Source organism: Marinobacter salexigens, from assembly GCF_002806945.1.
Classification (GTDB): Bacteria; Pseudomonadota; Gammaproteobacteria; order Pseudomonadales; family Oleiphilaceae; genus Marinobacter; species Marinobacter salexigens.
This window is the reverse complement of sequence record NZ_NIHC01000007.1, coordinates 25540-49521: the sequence shown is the minus strand read 5'-3', so window position 1 is coordinate 49521 and position 23982 is coordinate 25540. Positions and strand designations below refer to the sequence as shown.

Annotated in this window: 21 protein-coding genes and 1 other RNA gene; 5 read left to right on the top strand and 17 right to left on the bottom strand. The window is 53.9% G+C overall.

Annotated features, from left to right (window positions below):
- Position 1: 1 nt before the first annotated feature.
- Complete coding sequence (locus CDH47_RS14010; RefSeq protein ID WP_100640529.1) at positions 2-1681, bottom strand: AMP-binding protein; 1680 nt, start codon at positions 1679-1681, stop codon at positions 2-4.
- Positions 1682-1866: 185 nt separating this feature from the next.
- Between CDH47_RS14010 and CDH47_RS14005 the strand changes: the two genes are divergently transcribed.
- Positions 1867-2358: a MaoC/PaaZ C-terminal domain-containing protein gene (locus CDH47_RS14005; protein ID WP_100640528.1), complete on the top strand. Its 492-nt coding sequence runs from the start codon at positions 1867-1869 to the stop codon at positions 2356-2358.
- A gap of 17 nt (positions 2359-2375) precedes the next feature.
- On the opposite strand, the gene CDH47_RS14000 is transcribed toward CDH47_RS14005, so the two are convergent.
- From CDH47_RS14000 to ffs, 16 genes are all read right to left on the bottom strand, one after another.
- Entirely contained in the window at positions 2376-3419 is a 1044-nt protein-coding gene (locus tag CDH47_RS14000) for an AgmX/PglI C-terminal domain-containing protein (protein WP_239985801.1), read from the bottom strand.
- Positions 3416-3793 (bottom strand): hypothetical protein, encoded by a 378-nt coding sequence (locus CDH47_RS13995; protein ID WP_100640527.1) that lies wholly within the window; start codon positions 3791-3793, stop codon positions 3416-3418. The genes CDH47_RS14000 and CDH47_RS13995 overlap by 4 nt, the downstream gene beginning before the upstream one ends.
- Positions 3794-4294 carry a hypothetical protein gene (locus CDH47_RS13990; protein WP_100640526.1) on the bottom strand — a complete coding sequence of 167 codons (501 nt, stop codon included), beginning with the start codon at positions 4292-4294 and terminating at the stop codon, positions 3794-3796.
- Positions 4281-7100, bottom strand: a complete 2820-nt coding sequence (locus tag CDH47_RS13985) for a tetratricopeptide repeat protein (RefSeq protein WP_100640525.1) — start codon at positions 7098-7100, stop codon at positions 4281-4283. The genes CDH47_RS13990 and CDH47_RS13985 overlap by 14 nt, the downstream gene beginning before the upstream one ends.
- Positions 7097-8920, bottom strand: a complete 1824-nt coding sequence (locus tag CDH47_RS17715) for a tetratricopeptide repeat protein (RefSeq protein WP_239985800.1) — start codon at positions 8918-8920, stop codon at positions 7097-7099. Before CDH47_RS17715 ends, CDH47_RS13985 begins: the two co-directional genes overlap by 4 nt.
- Positions 8921-9254: 334 nt before the next feature.
- On the bottom strand, positions 9255-10433 hold the full coding sequence (locus CDH47_RS13975) for a vWA domain-containing protein (protein WP_100640524.1): 1179 nt from the start codon (positions 10431-10433) through the stop codon (positions 9255-9257).
- A gap of 22 nt (positions 10434-10455) precedes the next feature.
- Positions 10456-11298 carry an AAA family ATPase gene (locus CDH47_RS13970; RefSeq protein ID WP_100640523.1) on the bottom strand — a complete coding sequence of 281 codons (843 nt, stop codon included), beginning with the start codon at positions 11296-11298 and terminating at the stop codon, positions 10456-10458.
- An 18-nt stretch (positions 11299-11316) separates the two neighbouring features.
- Complete coding sequence (locus CDH47_RS13965) at positions 11317-13236, bottom strand: VWA domain-containing protein (RefSeq protein WP_239985798.1); 1920 nt, start codon at positions 13234-13236, stop codon at positions 11317-11319.
- A 30-nt stretch (positions 13237-13266) separates the two neighbouring features.
- Positions 13267-13611, bottom strand: coding sequence for a hypothetical protein (locus CDH47_RS13960; protein ID WP_100640521.1), 345 nt, complete (start codon positions 13609-13611; stop codon positions 13267-13269).
- Positions 13611-14057 carry a YcgN family cysteine cluster protein gene (locus CDH47_RS13955; RefSeq protein WP_100640520.1) on the bottom strand — a complete coding sequence of 149 codons (447 nt, stop codon included), beginning with the start codon at positions 14055-14057 and terminating at the stop codon, positions 13611-13613. The genes CDH47_RS13960 and CDH47_RS13955 overlap by 1 nt, the downstream gene beginning before the upstream one ends.
- Positions 14054-14347, bottom strand: coding sequence for a YcgL domain-containing protein (locus tag CDH47_RS13950; protein WP_100640519.1), 294 nt, complete (start codon positions 14345-14347; stop codon positions 14054-14056). Before CDH47_RS13950 ends, CDH47_RS13955 begins: the two co-directional genes overlap by 4 nt.
- Positions 14344-15492: a ribonuclease D gene (locus CDH47_RS13945; protein ID WP_100640518.1), complete on the bottom strand. Its 1149-nt coding sequence runs from the start codon at positions 15490-15492 to the stop codon at positions 14344-14346. The genes CDH47_RS13950 and CDH47_RS13945 overlap by 4 nt, the downstream gene beginning before the upstream one ends.
- 44 nt (positions 15493-15536) lie before the next feature.
- Positions 15537-16139: a recombination mediator RecR gene (recR, locus tag CDH47_RS13940; RefSeq protein ID WP_100640517.1), complete on the bottom strand. Its 603-nt coding sequence runs from the start codon at positions 16137-16139 to the stop codon at positions 15537-15539.
- A gap of 36 nt (positions 16140-16175) precedes the next feature.
- On the bottom strand, positions 16176-16499 hold the full coding sequence (locus CDH47_RS13935) for a YbaB/EbfC family nucleoid-associated protein (RefSeq protein WP_100640516.1): 324 nt from the start codon (positions 16497-16499) through the stop codon (positions 16176-16178).
- Between the two features lie 3 nt (positions 16500-16502).
- Positions 16503-18479, bottom strand: coding sequence for a DNA polymerase III subunit gamma/tau (gene dnaX / locus CDH47_RS13930; protein ID WP_100640515.1), 1977 nt, complete (start codon positions 18477-18479; stop codon positions 16503-16505).
- A gap of 131 nt (positions 18480-18610) precedes the next feature.
- An RNA gene (ffs, locus tag CDH47_RS13925) (signal recognition particle sRNA small type) lies at positions 18611-18707 on the bottom strand.
- A 219-nt stretch (positions 18708-18926) separates the two neighbouring features.
- On the opposite strand from ffs, the gene CDH47_RS13920 reads away from it, so the two are divergent.
- The 4 genes from CDH47_RS13920 (at position 18927) to prsK (ending at position 23901) form a co-directional block, all read left to right on the top strand.
- Positions 18927-19847: a D-hexose-6-phosphate mutarotase gene (locus tag CDH47_RS13920; RefSeq protein WP_100640723.1), complete on the top strand. Its 921-nt coding sequence runs from the start codon at positions 18927-18929 to the stop codon at positions 19845-19847.
- Between the two features lie 63 nt (positions 19848-19910).
- Entirely contained in the window at positions 19911-20726 is an 816-nt protein-coding gene (locus CDH47_RS13915; protein ID WP_100640514.1) for a lysophospholipid acyltransferase family protein, read from the top strand.
- The gene (locus tag CDH47_RS13910) at positions 20726-21685 is read left to right on the top strand and encodes an SDR family oxidoreductase (protein WP_100640513.1); all 960 of its coding nucleotides are present in this window, start codon (positions 20726-20728) and stop codon (positions 21683-21685) included. Before CDH47_RS13915 ends, CDH47_RS13910 begins: the two co-directional genes overlap by 1 nt.
- Positions 21686-21765: 80 nt before the next feature.
- Positions 21766-23901, top strand: a complete 2136-nt coding sequence (prsK, locus tag CDH47_RS13905; RefSeq protein ID WP_100640512.1) for an XrtA/PEP-CTERM system histidine kinase PrsK — start codon at positions 21766-21768, stop codon at positions 23899-23901.
- The last annotated feature ends 81 nt before the right edge of the window (positions 23902-23982 follow it).

Sequence of the window (23982 nt, the reverse complement as noted above, 5' to 3'; positions counted from 1 at the left end):
GTTATTGCTTGTTACCCGGTTCGTCGCGCAGCTCACGGCGCAGGATCTTGCCCACGTTGGTTTTTGGCAACTCAGTGCGGAATTCAAAGAAGCGAGGCACTTTGTAGGCCGTTAAACGCTCACGACAGAACTCTTTCAGTTCGTTTTCAGTGACGCCCTCCGCTGAAGCAACCAGGTAAACCTTCACCGCCTCTCCGCTCTTGGCATCGGGAACACCGACCGCTGCACACTCAACCACTTTTGGATGGCTGCTTACCACATCTTCAATTTCGTTCGGGTACACGTTAAACCCGGAGACAATAATCATATCTTTCTTACGGTCCACAATACGGATGTAGCCGTCTTCCTGAATCACGGCAATGTCTCCGGTCTGGATATAGCCGTCTTCAGTGAAAGATTTCCGGGTATCCTCCGGGCGCTGCCAGTAACCGCGCATTACCTGCGGGCCTTTGACGCAAAGCTCACCTGCTTCACCCAGATTGGTTTTATTGCCGTCTTCATCAATGGTTTTAACCATAGTGGACGGCACAGGCAGGCCGATGGTGCCCAGCTGAATGGCACTGCGCGGGTTGAAGGTGACAACTGGCGAGGTTTCGGTCATGCCGTAACCTTCAGAGATTGGGCAACCTGTTACGCGCTCCCACATTTTTGCCGTGTCGCTGGTCAGTGCCATGCCGCCAGAAGACGTGAGCTTGAGGCTGCTGAAATCCAGATCCTGGAATTCCTCGTTATTGCACAGAGCAACGAACAATGTGTTGAGACCCAGGAAGGCGGTGAACTTGTGGTTTTTGAGTTCTTTCACAAAGCCCGGAATATCGCGCGGGTTCGGGATCAGAATGTTGTGGCCACCGGCCTCAAGCATAATGCCGCAGTTCAGCGTGAAGGAGTAGATGTGGTACAGAGGCAGAGGCGCAATGATCGTCTCTTGTCCCTCTACTACGGTGTTTTCCAACATTGGGCGAACCTGCAGCAGGTTTGCCACCAGGTTGCTGTGGGTGAGCATGGCACCCTTGGCTACACCCGTTGTACCACCAGTGTACTGAAGCACAGCAATGTCATCTTGCTTGGCTTGAACCGGAGTAAACTTCTCCCGGGCACCAGCACTGAGAACAGCTGGCAGTTTGTGCGCCTGGGGAATATTGAACGGTGGCACCATCTTCTTGATGTGCTTGACTGCTGCATTCATCAGCGTGCGCTTTAAAGGCGAATGCATGTCAGCAATTTCAGTCACAATTACGTGCTCAATGCCGGTGTGAGGCAACACTTTTTCGGCGTTTTCCGCCATATTGGCAAGCACAACTAATGCTTTGGCACCAGAATCGTTGAACTGATGTTCCATCTCGCGGGTGGTGTACAGCGGGTTGGTATTAACGACAATCAGGCCGGCACGCATGGCGCCGAACACCACAACCGGATACTGAGTCAGGTTAGGCATTTGCACGGCAATACGATCGCCGGGCTTCAGATCGGTTTTGTTTTGCAGCCAGGCGGCAAAGTTGCGTGTTTGGGTATCCAGGTCACGATAGGTGAGAGTCTTTCCAACAGCAGTGAAGGCAGGACGATCCGCGAATCTCTTAACCGCCTGCTCAAACACGTCCACCATGCTGGTGTATTTATTCAGGTCCACCTCGCGGGGAACACTTGCAGGGTATTTGTCCTGATAGAACTTCTCAAAATCCATCACCTTCTCCTGTCTGGCGCTTCTTTTATAATGATTCGCAGATATCGAGTGAAATATTAATCAACTCGACAAAAGTATCAGCCTCAAAAATTTGGGGAGAGAATAGCAGTTTTGCTACCAATGAGGTAGTTTCGGAAAATAACAAGAAATGCTAGCACCCACACACCCTGAGCATGGAGCACAGAATGAACGACAGCTTTGATACGCTTGAGAATGTAACTTATGAAGAACTAAACGAGGGAGACACGGCAACATTTGCACGGACCCTGACTGAAAAGGAACTGGTGCTGTTTGCGGCTGTATCCGGGGACTGCAACCCGGTTCATCTGGACCCGGAGTTTGCCGCAAATTCCATGTTCGGGGAACGAATCGCCCATGGTATGTGGAGTGGATCGTTGATTTCAGCAGCCTTGGCAACAGTTATGCCCGGCCCTGGCACCATTTACCTGGACCAGACTCTTTCATTCAAGCGCCCGGTAAAGCTTGAGGATACCCTCACTGTAAACCTTACAGTTTTGAGAAAAGAGCCAAAAAACCGGGTGGTGTTCCAGTGTGATGTGATTAACCAGAACAACCAGAAGGTGGTAACTGGAGAAGCCAAGGTGATTGCGCCCACAGAAACAGTCAACCTTTACAAACCGGCGCTGCCGAATATCAACATAGAAGGCTACGATTGACACCCGGCAAAGCTGACTTAGCCCGGAAGAAAATCTATGGGAAACCTCACCTTCCGGGCTTCAACATTATCCGCTCCAAAATTGAACAGGCGCACCCGCATTGCAATTTTCTGTTCCAGCATTGGGTTCGCAAGCTCGGAGCTCACCACCTTGCATGCAGACACTGAGCCGTCTGGCTCTATCACCAACTCCAACAGAACCTTTCCAGCCAAGGCAGGATCCTGCCTTAACTCTCTTTGGTAGAGTGAATAAAGCGCGGTTTTGCCCGAATCAAACACTTGGCGAATGTTACTCATTGCCCGCTCACCAGCTGAGGCCTTCTGCTTAGGTGCCGGGGCGTGAGCCACGGCTGGTGCCGGCTGCGGCGTGGCCTCCAGCTTCCTTACATCGTGACCGGCGACCGCTACTTCAACCTGTGGGGCTTGCACATCTTTCACGCCGCCGCTGTTTTTCAGTGCACCTTCGCCCGGCTGCGCGTCGACATCAGTACCACTTCTGGTGACAGCTACATTACCCGTATTCGCCTGTATAACCGGTGCGGCCTGGGGTTCTTCTTGGCGCATGGAAGCCAGACGATCTCTCATGCCCAAGAGGCCTGATCGAGACGCCTTCTCACGCGCTTGCTCCACACTTTGGTTGACGGCTTTTGTCGGCTGCGGGACAGGCACGGGCTGAACAACCGGTTTTACAACTGCTGGCGCAGGGATTGGCTCCGGTTTTACAGGCACCGGTTCTAGCTTGGGTTCTGGCTTGGGTTCTGGCGGCACAATGTCTTCAAGGGGCATCGGATCGGGTTTTTCGATAACTTTCGGGGCCACCAGAAGCTTTGCAAGCTGGGGAGGAACGGTTTCAGCCTTTTCCCGGGAAGGCTCCGGAACCTCCATTGCGGGGATTACCAGTGCAAGGGGCACAAACAGCAGCAGGGCCACCACAGTGATAATAGTTAAACGCCGGCCCTCCCCTTCTTCCGGACTCCACGACAATGAAGACAAAGCGGCATTGGCTAAATCACCCTGCAGACCAAAGCTGCTGCTGGCAGGCATAGCGTTCATAGCTGTCATCGCCGCGCCCCTGGTTGTCCGCCCTGGCTGGCAACACCGAGGCTTTGCCGGAAGGAACGATGCCGCTCGAGCACAAGAGGATCCAGTGGCTCTAGCAATTCCGGTGCACTGCTTTCCAGCTCCGCCCGAGGCCTGCGCGGCAAGGTAGGCGCCCGCCATGGCAAAATAGTGAGTACCCGTGGCTCATCTTCACCAACATTGGCAGAAATACCTTCTATACTCAGGCGCGCCAATGTATTACTTCCGGCATTCTCTGCCTGCTCTGCACTGTCAGAGGCTGAAGCCGCCCATAAAACGGGTGAAATAAATGCAAATATGCTCAACATGCCAAACCGGACAATTCGGCTAGCCAACCGGGGAACCTTGCTCTTCATTTAATCCAGCCTCCTTTCAAGATCCGCAATCCATCCCGCTACCTTTTTGTCCTCGCTTTCTGAAAGCGCTTGATAGCGCTGGTAGTGTGTAAGTGCCCTATCCAGCTCCAGCAAATAGAGTTCGGAAATAACCGCCAGGTTGTAATGCAGGTCTGCAACATCCGCTGCATGCTCAAGCCCGCTTTCCAGCAATTGCGCTGCTTCGTTAAAGCGATTCTTTTGCTTGAGAAGCAGGGCAAGGTTGTTGACCGTTACAGCATCCGCCGGGTTGAGATCAACCGCCAAAGTCCAAGCCTCGATTGCCCCGGAAACATCACCCCGCTCATAGGCATTGGAACCCTCTTGCACATGTATTTGAGCCTGCTGCGGATCAAGTACTGATGGCTGTTTGGCAGGTGCCATGGGTTTGGTTGCGCAGCCGGCAAGCAATGCTGCAGCGAATAACAAAATGCAGCGGGCACCAAGCCAGCTCTGGGAGTTGCTCTGTTCAGGCACCGTCATTACCTCCCTCAACTGCAACACTCATCCAACGCAAAGGCCGCTTATAACGCCCGGGGTGCAGTTGTGCCAGAACACCCATACTTTTTTCTACCCAGATATTAAAGCCGCTAGTCGCAATGCTTTGATGGTTTTTCGAGTGCAGGGCGATCGCACGTTCTTCAAACGGATAGGCTTCTTCTTCCAGCAGCATGGAGTATTGCATCTGCTCCAGCTCATTCAGCTCGTCTGGCGCAGTGGAAGCCATAAGGTCGTTTGCCATAATCCGTTGAAGCTCAGCGCGGTGATAGAGAGATTCGGGTAGCACCACAGCGCCACCCAGGGATTCGGCATTGCGGAAACTGATCTGGGCTTTTTCCATGGCCAGTTGCTTTCGGGCCAGTGATTTCTCAAGGGGAACATCAAGCTTGATGTCAGCAAATTCAGTCGCTGCTCCGATACCTAAATCGAGCGCTGCCCTTGCCGCCCACTGCAAGGTTTGTTCTGAGTGCCAACGACTGCCGAGCTCCGCCGACACCATGTCGGCACGCCACTGCGCCTGGCGATTATCCGTTTCTGTTAATCGCTGGCGCATGGTCTGCATGCGGATATGATCATCAGCCGTCGTGGCTACCGGGCCTGCGGCGAGGTAGCGCTTATAAATGGCATTACGCTGATCTGTTACCCCCGCAGCATGGAAGAGTTCAGCAGCCCGCAACCGGTAGCCCATGGCATTTTCACTATCTGTGGCTAGTTTGGTTCCGAGCGCATCTGCCATATCCATCAGCTCTCCTGCTGCGCGCACTGGCTGGCCCGAGGAGGTGTAGGCATAGACAAGTTTTTCGCTGATATCCGCAGCCAGTGCGTGGCTTCCGTAGTCTGTCCGAAAGCGGTTTAACTCGTTAATTGCCGGCTGCCATTGTGACGCCCAGAGTAAAGTATTCGCTGCATCAAAGCGCCCCTTTATCGCCGTTTCCGAGCCAGGTAATACTGTCTCTATACGCTGAAAATGGGCTACAGCTATCGCAGACTTACCTGCTCCGGCTGCCTGCTCGCCCTGGCGATAGATGGCGATGGCAAGCTGCTGTTGCAGGCCTGGCATCTCCTGTTCCATGGCAAGCGTTGCGGATTCACTGGCAGCCAGTGCCAGCGCCTCACGCCAGGCTCTTTCGGCGAGTCCATATTCCGACAGTTTTTGACGCACCTGGGCTGTGGCCAACCACCCAGCGTAGCGTATTTCGGGCCCGGCCTGTTGGTGGGTAACGGCCTGCACAGCGTAGTTCAAAGCCTGCTCATGATTACCTGCATCAAGCCAGCGGGCGGCCACATAGGCCAGCAACTCTGGCACTCGGGCGTCAGCGCTGTGCTGCACCGTAAAACGGTCAGTCTCGGCAGCCAGTTCGTCAAGGCCTGGTTGATAATCTGAAGGCGCCAGCTCACCACTAACACCTGATCTGATCAGCGCAATGGCCGCCCATCCGGCATCGGCAGTATGTTCGTAACCTGGCACTTCGTAAGCGGCTAACCGATAGTTTTCAAGAGCAGCCGGGTAGGCTTTCGCCTGTAACCAGGCATCACCGGCGAGACGGTAGATCTCTCCTGCGGCCGGACTGCGACTAGCCAAAGATTCATAGTAGGCCGCTGCTGCCCGATAATGACGAACAACATTTTCGCCCCCGGAAGCGCCTTCTGAGTAATCAAAATCCGCGAGAATGCGACTGAACTCTCGCCATTTTTTACGGTAGCCCTCGTCAAGAGCAGCGTAATCGGCTTGATCATCAAACAGAGCCACATAGTCTGCCATGGCTTCTCTGGCTTTATCTGGCTTGTTCGCGCGGTGCCATACCTCAATCACCTGAGCCATAAAGCCCGCCCGCTGAGGATGCCCGGGGAAGTAGGTTGCAAATGCCCGGTTGGTCACCACACTCGCTTCGGTATTTCCCTGCACTGCGTATAGGTCGGCAAGGCGGTCAAACGCCAGAGGTGTCCAGGCGCGCAAGGGGTCTGGCTGCAACCAAGCCATCAGGGTTTCCGCCCCGTTCCGCCTGCTAGCCATCAGTGCCAGAACACGAAGAGTGTCATCAATACTATCCACGTTGGATTCAGAAATCCCATAGAGGCTCTCTGTATCCGGCAGGGATTCATCCAATACTGCAACAAAGGTCTTGCCCGCGCGGTCCCAAGCTTGCGGCCCTTGTTTGAACAAGGCCCAACCCAGCATGTAACGTGCCTTGTTTTTCAGATCGCCGGCATTGCCATCTCCATCAACAAGATTGCGATAGCCTGCCTCCGCCGCCAGGTAGTTACCGGCAGAGAACGCCGATTCTGCAACTCGGAACCTGGCCTCTGACACCAGCGGTGAATTCGGATAAAGACCCACCAATTGTTGCAGCCGTTTTACAGATGCATCGTTTTGACCGGTAAGCGCATGGGCTTTGGCCATCTGATATAAAAGCTCGTCCAGGCGACCGCCGAACGCGCCCCGCTCAAGAATAGACTCATAGCTCTCGATGGCCTGTTGATACACCTCTGCTTCTTGCGAGGATGTAAACCCTATGTCCTGGCCGGAACGATCACGGATGTTGGTAAGGCGGTTCAAGGCGTCTACTCGCACAGACGGTTCATCCGTTGTGCTGAATAGCTTCTGATAGCGCCTGGCAACTTCTGCGGGGGAAATCGCTGGTAGCGGCCTGGTTTCGAACTTCAGAAATACCGGGCGCATGTCGGCAATGGTTTCTCCATCTTTTCCCAACTCAACGCGAAACGACTCCTGCCCATTAGCCAGGCTACAGACCATACAAAGCGGCAGTAGCAAACGGAAAGCCCTCATAAATCCTGATCCCCGTGCTCCAATCCCTGCAACGCCAGGTACTCATAGAGGTGTGCAATCTGCTGCTCGGTTTTATCGAGGGCATACACCATTTTCTGGTCTTGAGCTGCCACAAAATCCAGCGCAAGCCGGTCCAGTTCAGCTTCTGCTCCAACCCGCAGTTCTTTAACGGTATCAAGATGCTTGAGAGATTGGTTGCGCAGTGCCTGGGTGTCGGCAAGCAGTTGTTGCAGATTTCCAACCTGGCCTGCCTGGGTGCCACCAAGCCTTTGTAGCTCCTCTTTGATGGCGATAGTAAACACATCAAGATTCTCAGCATTGCGCTGAAACTCCGCTGCCATCTGCGCCAAACCTGCAACCCTGTCAACAGCCACTTGTGCAGCTGGCCGCTCCATCAAGGTTAGTAAATAGGCCATGCGAGGCTGGGTGAGTGTCCGGCTGTCTGCCAGAAACCATTCAACTTTCCGGCTGCCGTAAAGGGCTGTTCCGGAACCCGCGCCTCCAGACGCAGCGGTTCCGACAATCTGGCTTCTGGCATTCAACACCAGCGCCTTGTAGGCCCCCTGCTCCCCAACTTGGCTGGCCAGTGTGCGCAAGGTAACCCTCTCACCCTCATAGGCTGCATTGGCAGCCAAATACGCCTCCCCCGCCTGCCCAAGGTATCCCGAGAGGTCGTAGCCACGGCCCATTCCTATCCAGGCATATGCAACGCCGGGGTAGGCAAGCGGATACTTTTTCGCCCGGTGCCAGCTTTGCATTGCAGCACGGTGCTTGCCCTGCTCTGCCAAAGCCAGGCCATGAAAATAAAGCGCCTGGGGTATTTTGTGGCTATCCAGGGGTATTTTCTCAAGAAAGCCAATGGCCTTCTCAAACTCTGAATTGGTGTAAGCAAGATAACCGGCGCGCAAAAGAATGCGGCTGCGCAATGCGGATTGACGCAGAGGGTCCGCATCCTTGTCCGCCATAGCCAAGGCCACCCGCAGCGCAACCAAAGCCCGCGATGGTTTCAAATCTCTACGGGCATAATCCGCAGACAGGTTGAGGTAACCCACAGCAGACCAATAACCCTCATCCATAGTTGCAAGAACCTTGCCTGCGGCCTCCAAGTCTCCAGCGGCCCGCGCAAGCTCGGCCTCTTCGTAACGTTTCTGCTGTTTTGATTTTGGTTGTGGCGACCTGTTGTCCGGCAGTTCCGGGATCCACCCAAAGCTGGCCTCGGCAAACTGCTCAAGGCCTGTTTTGAGAGCCGACGGCGCGAGCTGTGGGCCCTCAACAAAAGAAACGCGGGGCTCATAGTCCGGCGCCCTGGCTTCTAGAGCCACCTTCAAGCGAAGCTTGCCAGGCTTTTTCTGGAACCTGTGGAAAGCTTCCCGACGGACAAACCGGTCATTCGCTGCTCGGGCCGTAATCACCGCTTTAAGCTCGTGAGTTCCATTGACCAGATTGCCAGTAAACAGCTTCTGGATTCCACCCTGCTGCAGGGAACCGCTTTCGCGGGGAGTGTAAAGATGAGAAGCCGCTGGTTTTCCGTTAACAAACAGCTCTACGGAATCCAGATCCAACCCGTCACTGTTTGCGAGGGTAAGGAACAGGGCCATGCGGGTATCTACCGGCTGAAGCACCCTCTCCTCAAGCTTGGCCATGTCAGCTGCATAGGCGGAGGCCTCTGCTTTCAGGGTGGCAATCTCCGCTTCCAGGGCCGAAGCAACAACCGGGCTTTGTCCTATCAGCAGCATAGTGACTACGCTGGAGGCCAACCCTGTAACAAATCCATTTTTCTGGCTGCTTCGGCACCCTTGTTTTTTTTGCAGGCCGAACATAAGCCTATTGCTCCCACCGTCTCTGTAACAAGCTGAGCGGAAGAGTAACACTTGGTAACTGTGAAGAACGGTATACAGATCACCAAATCGAAAACTTGAACATTGGGTTCAATAGCAGTGAAGAATGGAGAACAGTGTCGACTTATTTGACAAACAGAAGCCCGACTTCGGGAAAGGGGCAAATACCGCAAACCAGATATTCGCTAACCACTTGTATATAGGCAGGTTTTTTCTTCTGGCCTTATATTTGCTCTTAAGAAAAGCGCGGGGATAGCTTAAACGCACCCCGCTTGATATGCCGAGCTTTGCCGATGTCTCAACCGCATCGGCTTTTTTATTTGCTCAGGTGCTTCATGGCCGACTCCAGGCCGTCCACGGTGAGCGGGTACATATGGTTGCTTACCAACTGCTTGGTCATCCCCAAAGAACCGCCTGTTCCCCAATAGCCTTCAGGTAACGGGTTGATCCAGACAACCTTGCGAAAATGCTCGGTGATACGCTGAAACCATGTGGCCCCTGCTTCCTCGTTCCAGTGTTCAATGGAGCCGCCCGGGTGGGATATTTCATAGGGTGCCATGGTGGCGTCACCCACGAAAATCACTTTGTAGTCTGACGAGTACTTATGAAGGATGTCCCAGGTACTGGTTGTCTCATTCATGCGCCGGACATTGTTCGTCCAAACACTTTCATACACGAAGTTGTGAAAGTAGAAGTACTCCATGTGCTTGAACTCCAGGCGTGCGGCGGAGAACAACTCTTCGCATACCTTCACGTGGGGGTCCATGGAGCCGCCCACGTCGAAAAAGATCAGCACCTTGACCGCATTGTGGCGCTCCGGAACCATTTTCAGGTCCAGATAGCCTGCATTCCGGGCCGTTGACCGGATGGTGTCATCCAGATCCAGCTTATCGGCCGCCCCCTGGCGTGCGAACTTGCGCAAGCGCCTGAGTGCTACTTTTATATTGCGGATACCCAGGGTAACGCTGTCGTCCAGATCCCTGAACTCACGTTTTTCCCAAACTTTGATGGCCCGGCCGTGGCGGCCTTTTTTCTGACCGATACGGAAGCCTTCCGGGTTGTAACCATCAGCACCAAAAGGCGATGTACCTCCTGTACCAATCCATTTATTACCACCCGCATGGCGTTCTTTCTGCTCCTCCATGCGTTTTTTGAAGGTTTCAATAAGCTCTTCAAGCCCGCCCAGGGAATCAATTTTGGCTTTTTCTTCCTCGGTCAGGTTTTTCTCGAACTCAGCGCGCAACCAATCATCCGGAATCAGCGCTTCCAGCATCTGATCCAAATGCTCAATGCCCTCAAAATACGATTTGAAGGCCAGATCAAACTTGTCGAAGTGGCGCTCGTCTTTCACCAGGCACAGGCGCGCCAGGTAATAAAACTCCTCCATATCCGCAAAGGCGAGGCGCTGCTGCAGCGCCTCCAACAGATCGAGGAATTCGCGCAGGCTGGCAGGCACCTTGGCCCGCCGCACTTCGAGAAAAAAATCAATCAACATAAAACCGCACTCTTGCCGAATTTCAGCCGCGACGGCGGGCCATAAACGCCAGTTTCTGCAACAGGTGTACGTCTTGCTCGTTTTTCACCAAAGCACCGTACAGCGGCGGCAATGCCGAACTGCTGTCTTTATCCTGAAGCATTTTAGCGGTCAGTTCATCTGCCATCAGCAGTTTTAACCAGTCGATCAGCTCAGAGGTGGATGGCTTTTTCTTCAGGCCGGGCACCTTGCGCACATCAAAGAACACTTCCAGTGCATCTTTCACCACCTGCTGCTGAATACCCGGGAAGTGCACATCCACGATGCTCTTCATGGTGTCGTGATCCGGGAAGCTGATGTAGTGGAAGAAGCAACGGCGCAGAAAGGCGTCTGGCAGTTCCTTTTCGTTGTTGCTGGTGATCACTATGATCGGCCGCTTATTGGCTTTTACGAACTGCTGGGTTTCATATACAAAGAACTCCATCCGATCCAGTTCCAGCAACAGGTCGTTAGGAAACTCGATATCCGCTTTATCGATCTCATCAATCAGCAGCACAACCTGCTCTTCAGCTTCAAATGCCTCCCAGAGCTTGCCCTTTACGATATAGTTGCTGATGTCTTTTACTTTCTCATCACCCAGCTGGGAATCCCGCAAGCGGGATACCGCATCGTACTCATACAGGCCCTGCTGAGCCTTGGTAGTGGATTTGATGTGCCAGGGAATCAGTTTCATACCGAGCGCACTGGCCATTTCTTCAGCCAGCAGGGTTTTGCCGGTGCCAGGCTCGCCTTTGATCAACAGCGGGCGTTGCAGCGTAATGGCCGCGTTTACGGCCATTTGCAGGTCATCGGTGGCTACATAATTCTCGGTACCGGTAAACTTCATGGGTAAAATTCCTATTGGTTACTTTTTCTGTTCATCATCTGGTTTTTCATCCAGATCATCGAAATCGGGTAAATCGTCAAATTCGGACAGATCGAAGTCATCCAAAGCGAACTCTTCTTCACCGTCGTCTTCCGCAGGTTCTGTCAGCTCGGGAATGGCCTCTTCCGGCTCCACCACAGCTTGGGCAATGGGAATATCCTCTTGCTCCGGTTCAACTACAGGTACAGCCACTGCTTCAGGTTCTGGCTCTGGCTCTGGCATGACGACCGGCGTTTCTGCCTCAAAACTTTCCATCTCCTGCTTCAGATCATCCAGGCTTTCGGCCTCTTCATCCACCGCGTCGCCGGCATCAGAAGCACTGCGCCGCTTTCGTATAACCAGAAGTATCAACAGGGCGAATACCAACAGTGCGCCTGCTCCGGCACCCATCATCCAAAGGGGAACTGGCAGTTCTGACGATTCTTCCGGGGCTGTTTCCTGTTGAGGCTCATCCAGAACATCCTGGTCTGGTTCTGCCGCTTCAGCTACAGGCTCTGGTTCATCAGCCGGCTCTGGCTCACCCTCAGGCTTGGTTTCAACCGGCATTTCTGGCTCCGGGGCGGGCTCAGCAGTCTCAGCCATACTAATATCAATGGGTGCTTCTATGGTTGACTCCACCATACCCACGGGCACCATAAACTCTGTTGTGGCGGAAAACTTGCGCGCAAAGGTTTTGCCGTCGGCAACTATGTCTATGCGGTAGAGCCCCGGAGTCGGCAGTACGCTGATGGAATCCGTGTACTCTCCATCTTCTGGTGGCTCTCCGGGCGAGAGCGTTTTGCTTCCGCTGCGGCCATCGGCAGCGGTCAAACCAAGGGTCACACTTATTACGTCGAGAAACTCAGGGTTGATTACCTTTTCTTCCTTCTCAAAAAACGCCACCCGTACATCTACCGGAGATTTGCTTGTGAACGTTGCGGGTATGGGTGCAACAATCATTCTCAGGTCGCTGACAACGGTCACACGGCTGCCCTCACCCAGCTCACCTGTTACGCGCCACTCCCCGGCCTGGGGATCGGTAATCGTCACCAGGTTATAAGCCACTTCTGAAGCCCATCGAACGTTATCGGGCTGCTCGGCCTGCTTAAGCACTTCGCCATCGGGCCGGACCAACTCCAGCACTGCGGGCTCAGCAGCCTCACTCGTTTGATTCTGCCCGGTGAAAATCAGTGCGGTAAACTCCTTTACCCCCGAATCCACAACGAAGGCATTGCCTTCAATGGGGATTTGCTCCTGGGGTGCGGCAGTATTCAGAGCATCCAGAAACGCCAGGTTAAGGGAGTCCGCAGTTTCGGCAAGATGGAAACTGCCCTTTGATTTCTCAGCAAGAGTTTTCAGGAAACCCGCATCTGCCTGCCGGGAAAGGGCAACCGGATGGAAGGTCGCCCCTTTAGCCACCAAACCGTCCACCAGCTTGCCCAGAATACGTGTCTCCTCAGCCCGGTTCACATCCGCGCTGTCCGAGATATCCACCTTGCCGTCTGTCAGCAAAATGAAGTGGGTATTTTCAAGTGTGCCGCCGGTTACATAGTCGTCGCTGGCGACTTCAATGGCTTTTCCGAGGTTGGTGCGCAAAGCAACAGAATTTATTTGCTGTGAACGATCCAGAGCCGTTTGCCGCCAGGACTCGACAACTTCTCCGTGGGGAACCAGCATGTTCACGTACTGGCCAAAAGTCCACACGCCTGCGGTACTGCCTTCCGGTATCACCCGAGCCAGCAACCGCACAGCAGGCTGGCGCAGGTTGTTGGGATCGGTTTCCTTCATTGAGCCTGAAATGTCCACAATAATCCGGACATCCGGGCGCTCCGGAAGAGTCAGCGTTGTGCCTTCTTGCGCCCACAACGTTGTGGGTATCCATAGCACAGTGAAGATAAACAGCGTAAGGAGTCTTGCCATGATAGCTCTCGGGGACATAGTAGGGGCTTCTCAACGCCGGGTTAAACGGTAACGAACCAAATCGAGAATCCAGACAAGTAACATTACCAGCCCGCCGATACCCAGGTTGAGCCACGCCCGTCCAGCGCTGTCTGCATCACCCAAGATGAATTCGTAGCCACCGAAAAGCCAGGCGGGTATCCACCAGCCCGCTAACTCAGGGGACTCTACGGGCGTGAGCAGCACAGCCGCCAGTGCCGCAAGCAGCAGTGTGCGAAAACCATACAGCGGCAAAAAGCGGAACAGCTTTTTCATCATGTAAAAAAACACAATGAAAGCTACTAGATAAGCGCCCCAGAAAATGGCGTATGCAGTTTGTGCGTCAATATCGATCATTACAGAATCCAGTGAATGATGTGTTCTTCCCAGTTTTCTTCTGCCACTTTGTCTTCTCGTATCACCTTGTGGCGTATGGAAACTCCGGCTTCGTGCACCGAATCCGGGTTGCCACTGCGCAATGGGTGCCAATCAGCAAGGGGCCGGCCTTCTGCCAGAGTGCGGTAAGCACAGGTGTGGGGCAGCCAATGGTAATCGCTCACACTGTCTGGTGTCAGCACTGTGCAGCCCGGCACCTTTTCAAGCCGGTCGGCGTAAACCGTGCACTGACACGTATCTTCATTCATATAGCGACAAACCAGATCGGTGTGGTAAACCTCACCGGTATCCTCATCTTCAAGCTTGTTCAGGCAGCATTTTCCACAACCGTCGCACAGGGATTCCCATTCCTGCTGTGTCATCTCGTGCAGGCGCTTGCGCTGCCAAAATGGGATTTGCGCAATCATGAAGGCTTCATTCCCGGCTTTTTGCGGAAATCCACAACGTAAGCATCCTGCTCTTCGGGCATCTGTAAAAAGAAGTCTTTTTCTTCGATGGCTTTAAGAACCTGCTCACCACTTGTTCTGGCGAGTTTGCGCTCTGGTGTCATAATCAGATCCATCGAGTGCACCGGGGCGCCAAAAATAGACCTCAGGCTCTCCGGCAACGCCTCCCAATCCTGCCCACGACGAACGAAAATATAGGTATCGCTTTTCTTGCTACTCCGGAAAACAGACACAAACTCGCGGTCTTTCATGATTGAAGGTATTCCTCGATATCGTTCATTACCGGTGCAAGAATCTCCGTGCGCCAACCATGGAAAAACGGATTTCCAGCCAGGTGCTTTTCCTGAACCACTTTCTCAAGCCGCTTTCTTGGCGCAAGCAATTCAATTGGAATATCAGCAGCTTCTGCTGCACTTCTGAAAAATCGTTTAAGACCTTTAAAATATTCCTGCTGATCTCTGGTTAAGGGGGGCGCGATAGGTTCCAGCCCGGAAGTATCCGCATCATGACCGCTTTCAACAATCTTGAGCAAGGCTTCGCCGTAACGCCGAACCACGCCTCCCGGTACCCCCTGAATATCCGAAATTTCATTAATCGTAGCGGGCATTCGTTCGGCAATCGCAATCAGAAGAGGATCTGCCAACACCCTGCCCCGCGGTCGATCGCGCTCCCTGCTTTCCAACTCTCGCCAAATCACCAACTCTTTGAGCACAAACTGTTGTTGAGCCGTCAGCGCCCAACCACCGCGCAGGCGCAGGTAATGATGGTGGGGGTCATCCTGCCCGGCGAGTTCGTTGGCAAAGCGCGCGGACTCTTCCACAAGGGCCGCCTCAAGCCCACGCTCCTTCAGTTGGGCTGACACCCATTTGTACATGGGTTCAAGAAAGCGTATGTCTTCTATGGCGTAGCGCTGCTGGGCCTCACTCAAGGGACGGGAAATCCAGTCAGAGCGGGTAACGGATTTGTCCAGGGCCTCGCCAAACAGAGTCTCAACCAAGCGCGCGTATCCCAGCGAAAAACCGGCTCCGGCCATCGCCGCGCCAATCTGCAGATCCACAACACCCTTAGGGTTTATGCCAAGCCAGTCGCGAAAGAGCTCGAGATCTTCACTCATGGCATAGAGCAGTTTAGTTACCCCTGGATCAGCCAGAACCTCCCGAAACCGCACAGACCGCTCCGCCACATCTGGATCAACCAGGCAAAAGCTCTCACCAAGGCCAAGCTGAACCAACCCGGGGATGGGATAAAAGGTACTTACCCTCTCAAACTCTGTATCGAGAACAAGAGGTGCCCCCGGTGTGCTATCCAGCCATTGGTCTAACTCGTCCGGTTGTGAAATCCAGTCAATGGTTTCAGGTGCCGGAGGAACCTCAATAGCGGTTACAGGAAGTGTCATAAAAAAGGCCAGCCAAAAAGCGCCATACAGGCATCTGTGCAGAATCAGTCCAGCAGGGGTTTTCTGCCGCGAAACGCATGTGTGAGAGTAAAACCGTCAACGTAACCAAGTTCGCCACCCACTGGTATGCCATGGGCAAGGCGCGTGATGAGGATATTGGCCCCGTCGAGTCGATCTGAAATGTAGTGGGCGGTTGCTTCACCTTCCACCGTAGGGTTGGTGGCAAGAATAAGCTCAGTAACGCCTTCCGAGCGAACCCGGCGCAAAAGCCGCTCAATGCCGATTTCATCCGGGCCAACACCGTCTATGGGCGACAAATGGCCCATCAGAACAAAATAACTGCCTTTGTAATCCCCTGCCTGCTCAATGGCCAACAAATCCGAGGGGCTTTCCACCACGCAGAGTGTGCCATTGCTACGCACCGGGTTTTCACAAATCCCACAGACTTCAGTATCGGAGAAGTTCTGGCAGCTTTCGCAGCGGCGGACACCCTCCATGGCATTGCTCAACGCATCGGAAAGCCGGGTGCCACCGGAGCGGGCGCGTTCCAGCAAGTGGAAGGCCATACGTTGTGCCGTCTTCTGGCCAACACCGGGCAAACACCGGAGGGATTCGACAAGTTCATCAACCATCGGGCTGAACGCCATGAAACATCCTCAAACTTCAGTTCAGAACAAAGCCTTTTAAAACGGCATCTTGAAGCCGGGAGGCATACCCATGCCAGACATCATGCCCGACATGGCATCCTTCTGGTTGGCCTCAACCCTGCGCACGGCATCATTCACAGCTGCGGCCAGCAAGTCTTCCAGAATGTCTTTTTCTTCCGACATCAGGGAAGGGTCGATTTCCACCTTGCGCACATCATGTCGGCCATTCATGGTGACTTTTACCAGGCCTGCGCCGGATTCACCGGTGATTTCCGCTTTGGCAGCCTCTTCCTGAGCCTTCTGCATTTCTTCTTGCATCTTCTGGGCCTTTTTCATCAGGCCGCCCATATCGTTCAGCATGTTCTATCTCCTGCTTGTCTCTGTTGACCTGTCTTTTGTCGGTCTAATACTCTCTTCGACTACCCGCGCCTCAAACCGTTCCACAATGGACTGCACCAGCGGGTCATTACGAATGGATTCCACTGCAGCGCTTTGGCGCAGCACGCGCTGGCGCTCCTCATAAGCCGCCGGCGTATTCGGGCCAGGGTCGCCCTGCTCTATTTTTAACTGAATGGCGTCGCCAAAGTGATTTCTCAAGGCAGCCAGAATTTTTTCTTCATGCCGGGCGTTGAGCAAACGGGCGTGGCCAGCATCAATCAACAGCGTGATGGTATCGCCACTGCGAGACATAGCACCATTGCTCGCCAGGTTGCCCGGCATTCCCACAATGCCGAGGCTGCGAAAATCCCGCTCCCAGACAAACTCCCCGTCTGCAACTGGCGCTGGGGCATTTTGAACGGGCGCTGTGGGAGTTTCGGTTGGCGCTGGCTCAGCAGCTATCTCTGGCTGTGGAGCTGCCTCTGCTTCCGGTGCTACTCCGGGATCTGAGCTGGTGGCAGCATCCGCTGCAGGCTCGGGATAACCTACCTGTGATTCCGCTTGAGCATCAAGGCTGGCCAGCCACGCATCATCGGTGGGCGCTTCGGCGTAGCCATGTGGCTCCTCTTCCTGAGCTGGCGCTGGTTCAGGCGCTGCCATTTCGGGCTCAGGAACAGGTTCAACAGCGTCGGCCGGCTCAGGCTTAGATTCAGCCTCAGCAATCCAGGGAACCTCATCCTGCTTACCGGCCTCCGGCGCTGGTTGTTCAATTGATGTTGGCGCAGGTGCCGCGGGCGCAGGCTCAGGTTCGTCCCTGGCTCCCCCCTCAGCGGCAGAGCCCGCATTGCTTGCGGCCGGCGGCGGCGCGCGACGATCAGAGCCGGGGCGGAAGGCCAGCATACGGAGCAGTGTCATCTCGAAACCCATGCGGGCATCGGGCGTAATTGCCAGATCTTTTCGGCCGATCAGAGCAGCCTGATAAAACAACTGGGCGTCTTCTGCACTGAGTTTACGGGCCAGCGACTGCACTTGCGCAGCATCTCCCAGAGCATTGTCGGCGCTTCCCGGAACCACTTGTTCCATGGTCACTCGGTGGAACAATGAGAGAAGGTCCGCAAGAATAATGCTGTAATCCGGCGCGAAGTCTGAAATACGGCTGATTTCCGCCAGCAAGGCCGGACCATCCCGCTCTACCAAGGCATTAACAATCCGCTCAATATCCCGCTGATCAATGGTGCCCAGCATGCTGCTGACATCGCTGGCAGAAAGCTTCTGATTACCAAAGGCAATCGCTTGATCCGTAAGGCTCAGCGCATCCCGCATACTGCCGTCGGCAGCACGTGCCAGCAGCCAGAGCGCAGGTTCTTCAAAGGGAATGTTTTCAGCGGTAAGAACGTTCGTGAGGTGCCCGGCAATATGCTCTGGCGTCATGCGCTTGAGGTTGAATTGCAAGCAGCGTGAGAGAACGGTTACCGGCAGTTTCTGGGGATCGGTGGTCGCCAGCAGGAACTTCACATGCTCCGGCGGCTCCTCAAGGGTTTTGAGGAATGCGTTGAACGACTGATTGGTGAGCATGTGCACCTCGTCGATGAGGTACACCTTGTAGCGGCCACGGCTGGGTGCATACTGAACGTTATCCGTCAGCTCCCGCATATCATCAACACCGGTACGGGATGCGGCATCAATTTCAATCAGATCAACAAACCGGCCTTCCTGAATTTCCACACAACTGGAACAGGTGCCACAAGGGCGAGGTGTAATGCCGGTTTCGCAGTTAAGGCAGCGGGCCAGCAAACGTCCAATAGTCGTCTTACCAACGCCACGGGTGCCGGTAAACAGATAAGCATGGTGCAGGCGCTGATTTTCCAAAGCGTGAATTAACGCCTGGAGAACGTGTTCCTGGCCCACCATATCTTCAAAGGTGCGAGGGCGCCATTTACGGGCAAGTACCTGATAGCTCATGTTCCGCCAAATGCTGAGAAAAACGCCTGCAACTTTAGCATGGACACGGATTTATAAGAAGTTATAAGGCGCAGGATTAAAAGCTTACAGGGGGAATTCTAAAGAAAGGCTAAAGACAAAACTGGGGGTGGCCCCACCAGCGACACTCCGGCACACAATTCCACCGCTGCGGCTGCTCCCTTCCGGGCCTGACCGGGTTCACGGTTTCATGTTGCGGAGGCACCAATGGAGCCACCATAACGGCGTTTCAGGACAAACTCCCTGAAAGCGGCGCGAATATTAACAAAAGGGTTTGCGGACTACAACTTATCCAATGAGATTCCTTGTTTGGCCCGCAAGTCCGGGCTTGAGGCCAGGATGGCTATCGTTTGGCAAGGATTCGCCCACCACACCGTTTTGATTTACTCTCTGAGTAAGCAGATGCCCTTAAGCTCGGAATACAGCCTTATGTCTGAAAGCAGTAATAAGCCCCCCTTATCCCTCACCCCGGGGCAATGGTCCTTTATCCGGTGGAAGACTATCGGCCAACTGGAAGCACTGGAGGTTCACCACCCCCTGTTTCAAGCAACGCTATTCTTGCAAGGCGCGCAGCTCACCCAATTTGCGCCAAAGAACGAACAAGACTGGCTATGGCTGAGCCCGACAGCTCGATGCGAACCCGGCCGGGCAATACGCGGTGGCATTCCCATATGCTGGCCATGGTTCGGCGACCCGGCCCGCAATGCGCCAGAAGTGCGCAAACGTGTAAAAACCGAAAGCGCACACGGATTCGCCCGCACAGCTCTTTGGAAGCTGGAAGCCGTCAACGAAAGCGCCCATGAAGTGGAAATATCCCTCTCTCTGGAAGCGAACAAGGATTTTGAAGCCGTATGGAACGGCCACGCTCTGGCCCTGCTCACGTTCAACTTTTCTGTACAAGGCTGCCGACTGGCACTCACCACCACCAATCTGGGCAGCGCCCCCCTCGCCTACAGCCAGGCACTGCATACTTACCTGCCAACCAGCGACATCATCAACTCAAGGGTTCTTGGCTTAGGCCACAGCCACTACATTGATACCTTGAAAGGCTGGGAATACCTCAAACAGGATGGCCCGGTTTATTTTGAAGGCGAAACCGACCGCATCTACGAATACGGGGAAACGTTAACCGTGGTAACCCCAGAGGCAAAACGAAAGCTAACGGCAGTCGGAAGCGACTCCACTGTGGTGTGGAACCCGGGCCCTGAAAAAGCCGCAAAACTGACCGATTTTCCGGCCTCTGCCTGGAAGTCAATGCTGTGTGTCGAAACCGCCAATGCAGCCAGCGATTATCGCGTGCTTAATGAGGGCCAGAGTCACACACTCGGAGTTCTCATCGGGCGTGCATGATTGGGCAAAGGACAGAGGCTAACGATAGCTACTGCAGAATAATTTTAAAAAAAGGGAATGTGCATGGGCCTGGTATCCTTTTTGAAATCCCGTCTGGTATCACCAGAACTGAACGAACACATCGACAGCATACGAAAGCCCATCGGCACACTGGGATACGACCCCTGGGGCTATAACAACGATACGGTCAAATACGGGTTCTCCCTTGTAAAACCAATTTATGAAAAGTACTTCCGCACGGAAGCCCAAGGCGTTGACCACATCCCCGCTGAAGGACCGGTTCTGATTGTAGGAAACCACAGCGGCCAACTCCCCATAGATGGCATTCTCGTGGGTTACGCGCTGGCATCCCGCAAGAAAAACCCACGCATTCCCCGTGCCATGATTGAGCGCTTTTTTCCAACGGTGCCCTGGCTCGGAAACCTGCTGAATGAAGTGGGCGCCGTACTGGGCGACCCGGTGAATTGCGCCAGAATGCTCGCCAACAACGAAGCCGTCATTGTGTTTCCGGAAGGGGTGCGCGGCTCCGGCAAACTTTACCGGGATCGATACAAACTCCAGCGCTTTGGCCATGGGTTCATGCACCTGGCCATGAAATACAAGGCAGCGGTCGTGCCCGTTGGCGTAGTGGGCTGTGAAGAAACCATACCGGCCATCGCCAACATCAAACCCCTGGCCAAAGCCCTGGGCGTACCCTATGCGCCGGTTGCACTACCAGTGGTATTGCCCGCCAAAGTGCATCTTAATTTCGGCCCACCCATGTATTTTGAAGGCAAAGACCTTACCGAGTCGGAGATGAACAAGCGCGTTGAACAGGTAAAAACTGAAATCAATCGCCTTATTGATAAAGGCTTGAACGAAAGAAAAAGGTTGTTCTGATGACGGCTTCCGCAAACCCACAAGCCAAGCCCAGCATTCTGATTACCGGCGCCGCCGGCGCCCTCGCCCAGCAGGTGATTGCGCGGCTGCGGGAATCCTGCAACCTGGTCGCGGTAGACGCTCGCATACAGGTAGATCTTGGCGATGACATCCCCAGCTACTGCATCGACTTCAACAAGCGCAGGTTCGAAGATCTGTTTCGCCGCTACCAGTTTGACAGCGTTATCCACATGGGCCGCATCCGGTCCAGCCAACTCTCACGCATGCGCCGCTACAATGCCAACGTACTGGGTACGCAAAAGCTGCTGGACCTCAGCCACAAATACGGCATACGCCGGGTTGTTGTGCTTTCCACTTACCACGTTTATGGCGCCATGGCCTACAACCCATCCCTGATTGATGAATCTGCCCCTCTCAAAAGCGCCGGCCTGAGCGCCGATCTGATTGATTCGGTGGAACTGGAAAACCTGGCAAGCATCTATTTGTGGCGCTACCCCAATCTGAACATCAGCGTACTGCGCCCCTGCAACATCGTGGGCCCCAGCGTGCGCAACACCATGGGCAAATTATTAGCCAGCCCTTTGGCACCGGTAATGGCCGGATTCTCCCCGATGATGCAATTCATTCACATAGATGACATGGCAGACGCCATAGTGCTGGCCAGTAACAAGCCAACACGGGGAATATTCAACGTGGCCCCAAACGACTGGGTCGCTTACCAGCGAGCACTGGAACTCTGCGGCTGCATACGGATACCCATACCGTCTATCCCCCCCGTTCTGCCACGAGTAATACTGCGCACCCTGGGGATGGAGCGCTTTCCTGCTTACCTGATGGATTTTTTCAAATACCCGGTGGTTATTGACGGCAGGGCCTTTGAAAAAGAGTTTGGTTTTACACCAAAGCGGCCGTTGAAAGAAATTTTCCGATATTACAGGGATAACAAAAAACGCCTGTGAACCGTTTCCAGTTCTATCCGGAGTTGCACAGAATAGCTACTCACCGCAAACTGTACCTATCCACGGAATAGGCAGATTACATGCTTCCAGATCTGAGTGTGATAAGCCACGGCGCAGCAGCAGTGGTATTCGCAATACTTTCGGTGCTTGTGGGTACTCGTTACCTGCGGCGTGATATAGACCGGGCCTTGTTTCTGGCCGCCTTGGTCACCACGCTGTGGGCATCCTCCCTGGTCACCCAGAGCCTCTGGGGATACCCGGGCTTTTTTATTCGCTATCTGCTCGAACTGCTCCGCGACACCTCCTGGATTCTCCTGCTGTTTGCCATGCTGCGAGATACGTTCCGCCATGGGCGCCTGAACGGCCAACTCAAAAAGTTTCTGGGCGGCGCCACAACGGTTCTCCTCATCACACTGCTTGTTCTTGGCAGCCTGGAATTCATTTTCGACATTGCCCTGGTGGGTGGTAAAACCAAGCTGATTGGCCAAATTGCGCTGTCACTTCTCGGCATTTCTCTGGTAGAGCAAATCTGGCGTAACGCACCGCCCTATGGCCGTTCCAGCATGAAATACCTGTGCATAGGCACAGCTTCAATTTTTATTTTCGATTTCCTGATGTATGCCGACGCATTACTGTTCGGTTCAATTGCAGATTCATTCTGGAACGCACGGGGCTTTGTTAACGCCGCCTTGGTGCCACTGTTTGCCATCAACGTTATCAATACACGCAAACAACCCATTGATTTCCAGCTGTCCCGCTCAGCGGTATTCCATGCCAGCACACTGATAATGGCCGGAGCCTATCTGCTACTTCTTTCTGTGAGCGGTTACTACGTGCGCATGCTTGGTGGCAACTGGGGCGAGGCTTTACAAGTACTCTTATCCGCCGTTGCCCTGGTATTTCTGGCAACCCTGGTTCTCTCCCGGCGCATTCGCGCAAAGCTCATGGTGCTGATCAGCCAGAACTTCTTCGACTACAAATACGACTACCGGGATGAATGGCTGAAGCTCACAAAAGAGCTGGCATACCTCGGTGATGAGCCACCTCTTGCACAGCGCGTAATCCGCATCCTGGCCGGCCTGGTAGAAAGCAATGCCGGTGCCATCTGGCTAAAAAGCGAGCAAGGATGCTACACCCTCAAGGAGTCTGCCAACCTGGCCACCCCCAGATACACTGTTATTGATGAAGATGCGGAATTAGTACGCTTATTCAACGAGAAAGAGTGGATTGTCAATCTCGAAGAATACAGGGCCGACCCAATCATCTACGATTTGCTGGAAATTCCCGATGCCATCGCCAAAATCCCAGATGCCTGGCTGATCATCCCTCTGTACCTGGGTAACGAACTTTACGGCATAGCCATGATTGGCAACCCTTACGCACGGGTAGACCTCAACTGGGAGAACTTCGACCTGATCAAAGTTGTTGCCCGGCAAACCTGCAACCTGTTAGCACAGGCCGATGCCCAAAACCGCTTGTCTCGTGCTATGCAGTTTGAGGCCGTCAGCAAAGCATCCGCCTTCATGGTACACGACCTGAAAACAGTGATTGCGCAATTGTCCTTGCTGGTGAACAACGCCCAAAAGCACCGGAACAACCCGGCGTTTATTGACGACATGATCAAAACCACAGACCACGCAGTGCGCAAAATGTCGAACCTTGTGGACCACATTCGCAAACCCTCCGAAAACGACAATGAAGATTCTGTTTCTCTGGACTTGAGTGCTTTGGTAAGCGACCTACTGGAACACTACAGCCGGCAGCACCCTATCCCCAGACTCCAGGGCAATCCACCTGAAATCATCATCAACGCAGATGCAGAACAACTTCGGAGCGTTCTTGGCCACCTGATCCAGAATGCACAAGATGCAACACCTCCGGATGGAGACATTTCCCTGTCACTCAAAATTGCCAAAGGCAATGTTGTACTGTTTATTCAGGATTCCGGCTGCGGCATGACAGACGACTTCATCAGCGACCAGTTATTCAAACCTTTTGAAAGCACAAAAGGCCTCACGGGCATGGGCATTGGCGCCTACCAGGCTCGCGAATACATCCAGAAACTTGGGGGCACCATTGATGCCACAAGCGAGCCAGGCATAGGATCCTGTTTTTCTATTCGTATACCCTTGGCAGAACAGCAGCCCCCCAGCCAGAAACCCGTTGATGACGGTTTGTTTTCTGACGCACCGAGCCCCAAAGAGGTCGCCAATTAATTGACGAACAGCTATAAGAACTCAATCGGTTATTGCAAAGTGTCAATGTTCAGTTAAGAATCAGATGTATTGGAATATCAA

What these genes read in the sequence shown, in the direction of transcription:
- CDH47_RS14010 (WP_100640529.1), bottom strand. Translation starts at nt 1,681, where the DNA reads ATGGATTTTGAGAAGTTCTATCAGGACAAATACCCTGCAAGTGTTCCC.
- CDH47_RS14005 (WP_100640528.1), top strand. Translation starts at nt 1,867, where the DNA reads ATGAACGACAGCTTTGATACGCTTGAGAATGTAACTTATGAAGAACTA.
- CDH47_RS14000 (WP_239985801.1), bottom strand. Translation starts at nt 3,419, where the DNA reads ATGACAGCTATGAACGCTATGCCTGCCAGCAGCAGCTTTGGTCTGCAG.
- CDH47_RS13995 (WP_100640527.1), bottom strand. Translation starts at nt 3,793, where the DNA reads ATGAAGAGCAAGGTTCCCCGGTTGGCTAGCCGAATTGTCCGGTTTGGC.
- CDH47_RS13990 (WP_100640526.1), bottom strand. Translation starts at nt 4,294, where the DNA reads ATGACGGTGCCTGAACAGAGCAACTCCCAGAGCTGGCTTGGTGCCCGC.
- CDH47_RS13985 (WP_100640525.1), bottom strand. Translation starts at nt 7,100, where the DNA reads ATGAGGGCTTTCCGTTTGCTACTGCCGCTTTGTATGGTCTGTAGCCTG.
- CDH47_RS17715 (WP_239985800.1), bottom strand. Translation starts at nt 8,920, where the DNA reads ATGTTCGGCCTGCAAAAAAAACAAGGGTGCCGAAGCAGCCAGAAAAAT.
- CDH47_RS13975 (WP_100640524.1), bottom strand. Translation starts at nt 10,433, where the DNA reads ATGTTGATTGATTTTTTTCTCGAAGTGCGGCGGGCCAAGGTGCCTGCC.
- CDH47_RS13970 (WP_100640523.1), bottom strand. Translation starts at nt 11,298, where the DNA reads ATGAAGTTTACCGGTACCGAGAATTATGTAGCCACCGATGACCTGCAA.
- CDH47_RS13965 (WP_239985798.1), bottom strand. Translation starts at nt 13,236, where the DNA reads ATGGCAAGACTCCTTACGCTGTTTATCTTCACTGTGCTATGGATACCC.
- CDH47_RS13960 (WP_100640521.1), bottom strand. Translation starts at nt 13,611, where the DNA reads ATGATCGATATTGACGCACAAACTGCATACGCCATTTTCTGGGGCGCT.
- CDH47_RS13955 (WP_100640520.1), bottom strand. Translation starts at nt 14,057, where the DNA reads ATGATTGCGCAAATCCCATTTTGGCAGCGCAAGCGCCTGCACGAGATG.
- CDH47_RS13950 (WP_100640519.1), bottom strand. Translation starts at nt 14,347, where the DNA reads ATGAAAGACCGCGAGTTTGTGTCTGTTTTCCGGAGTAGCAAGAAAAGC.
- CDH47_RS13945 (WP_100640518.1), bottom strand. Translation starts at nt 15,492, where the DNA reads ATGACACTTCCTGTAACCGCTATTGAGGTTCCTCCGGCACCTGAAACC.
- recR (WP_100640517.1), bottom strand. Translation starts at nt 16,139, where the DNA reads ATGGCGTTCAGCCCGATGGTTGATGAACTTGTCGAATCCCTCCGGTGT.
- CDH47_RS13935 (WP_100640516.1), bottom strand. Translation starts at nt 16,499, where the DNA reads ATGCTGAACGATATGGGCGGCCTGATGAAAAAGGCCCAGAAGATGCAA.
- dnaX (WP_100640515.1), bottom strand. Translation starts at nt 18,479, where the DNA reads ATGAGCTATCAGGTACTTGCCCGTAAATGGCGCCCTCGCACCTTTGAA.
- CDH47_RS13920 (WP_100640723.1), top strand. Translation starts at nt 18,927, where the DNA reads ATGTCTGAAAGCAGTAATAAGCCCCCCTTATCCCTCACCCCGGGGCAA.
- CDH47_RS13915 (WP_100640514.1), top strand. Translation starts at nt 19,911, where the DNA reads ATGGGCCTGGTATCCTTTTTGAAATCCCGTCTGGTATCACCAGAACTG.
- CDH47_RS13910 (WP_100640513.1), top strand. Translation starts at nt 20,726, where the DNA reads ATGACGGCTTCCGCAAACCCACAAGCCAAGCCCAGCATTCTGATTACC.
- prsK (WP_100640512.1), top strand. Translation starts at nt 21,766, where the DNA reads ATGCTTCCAGATCTGAGTGTGATAAGCCACGGCGCAGCAGCAGTGGTA.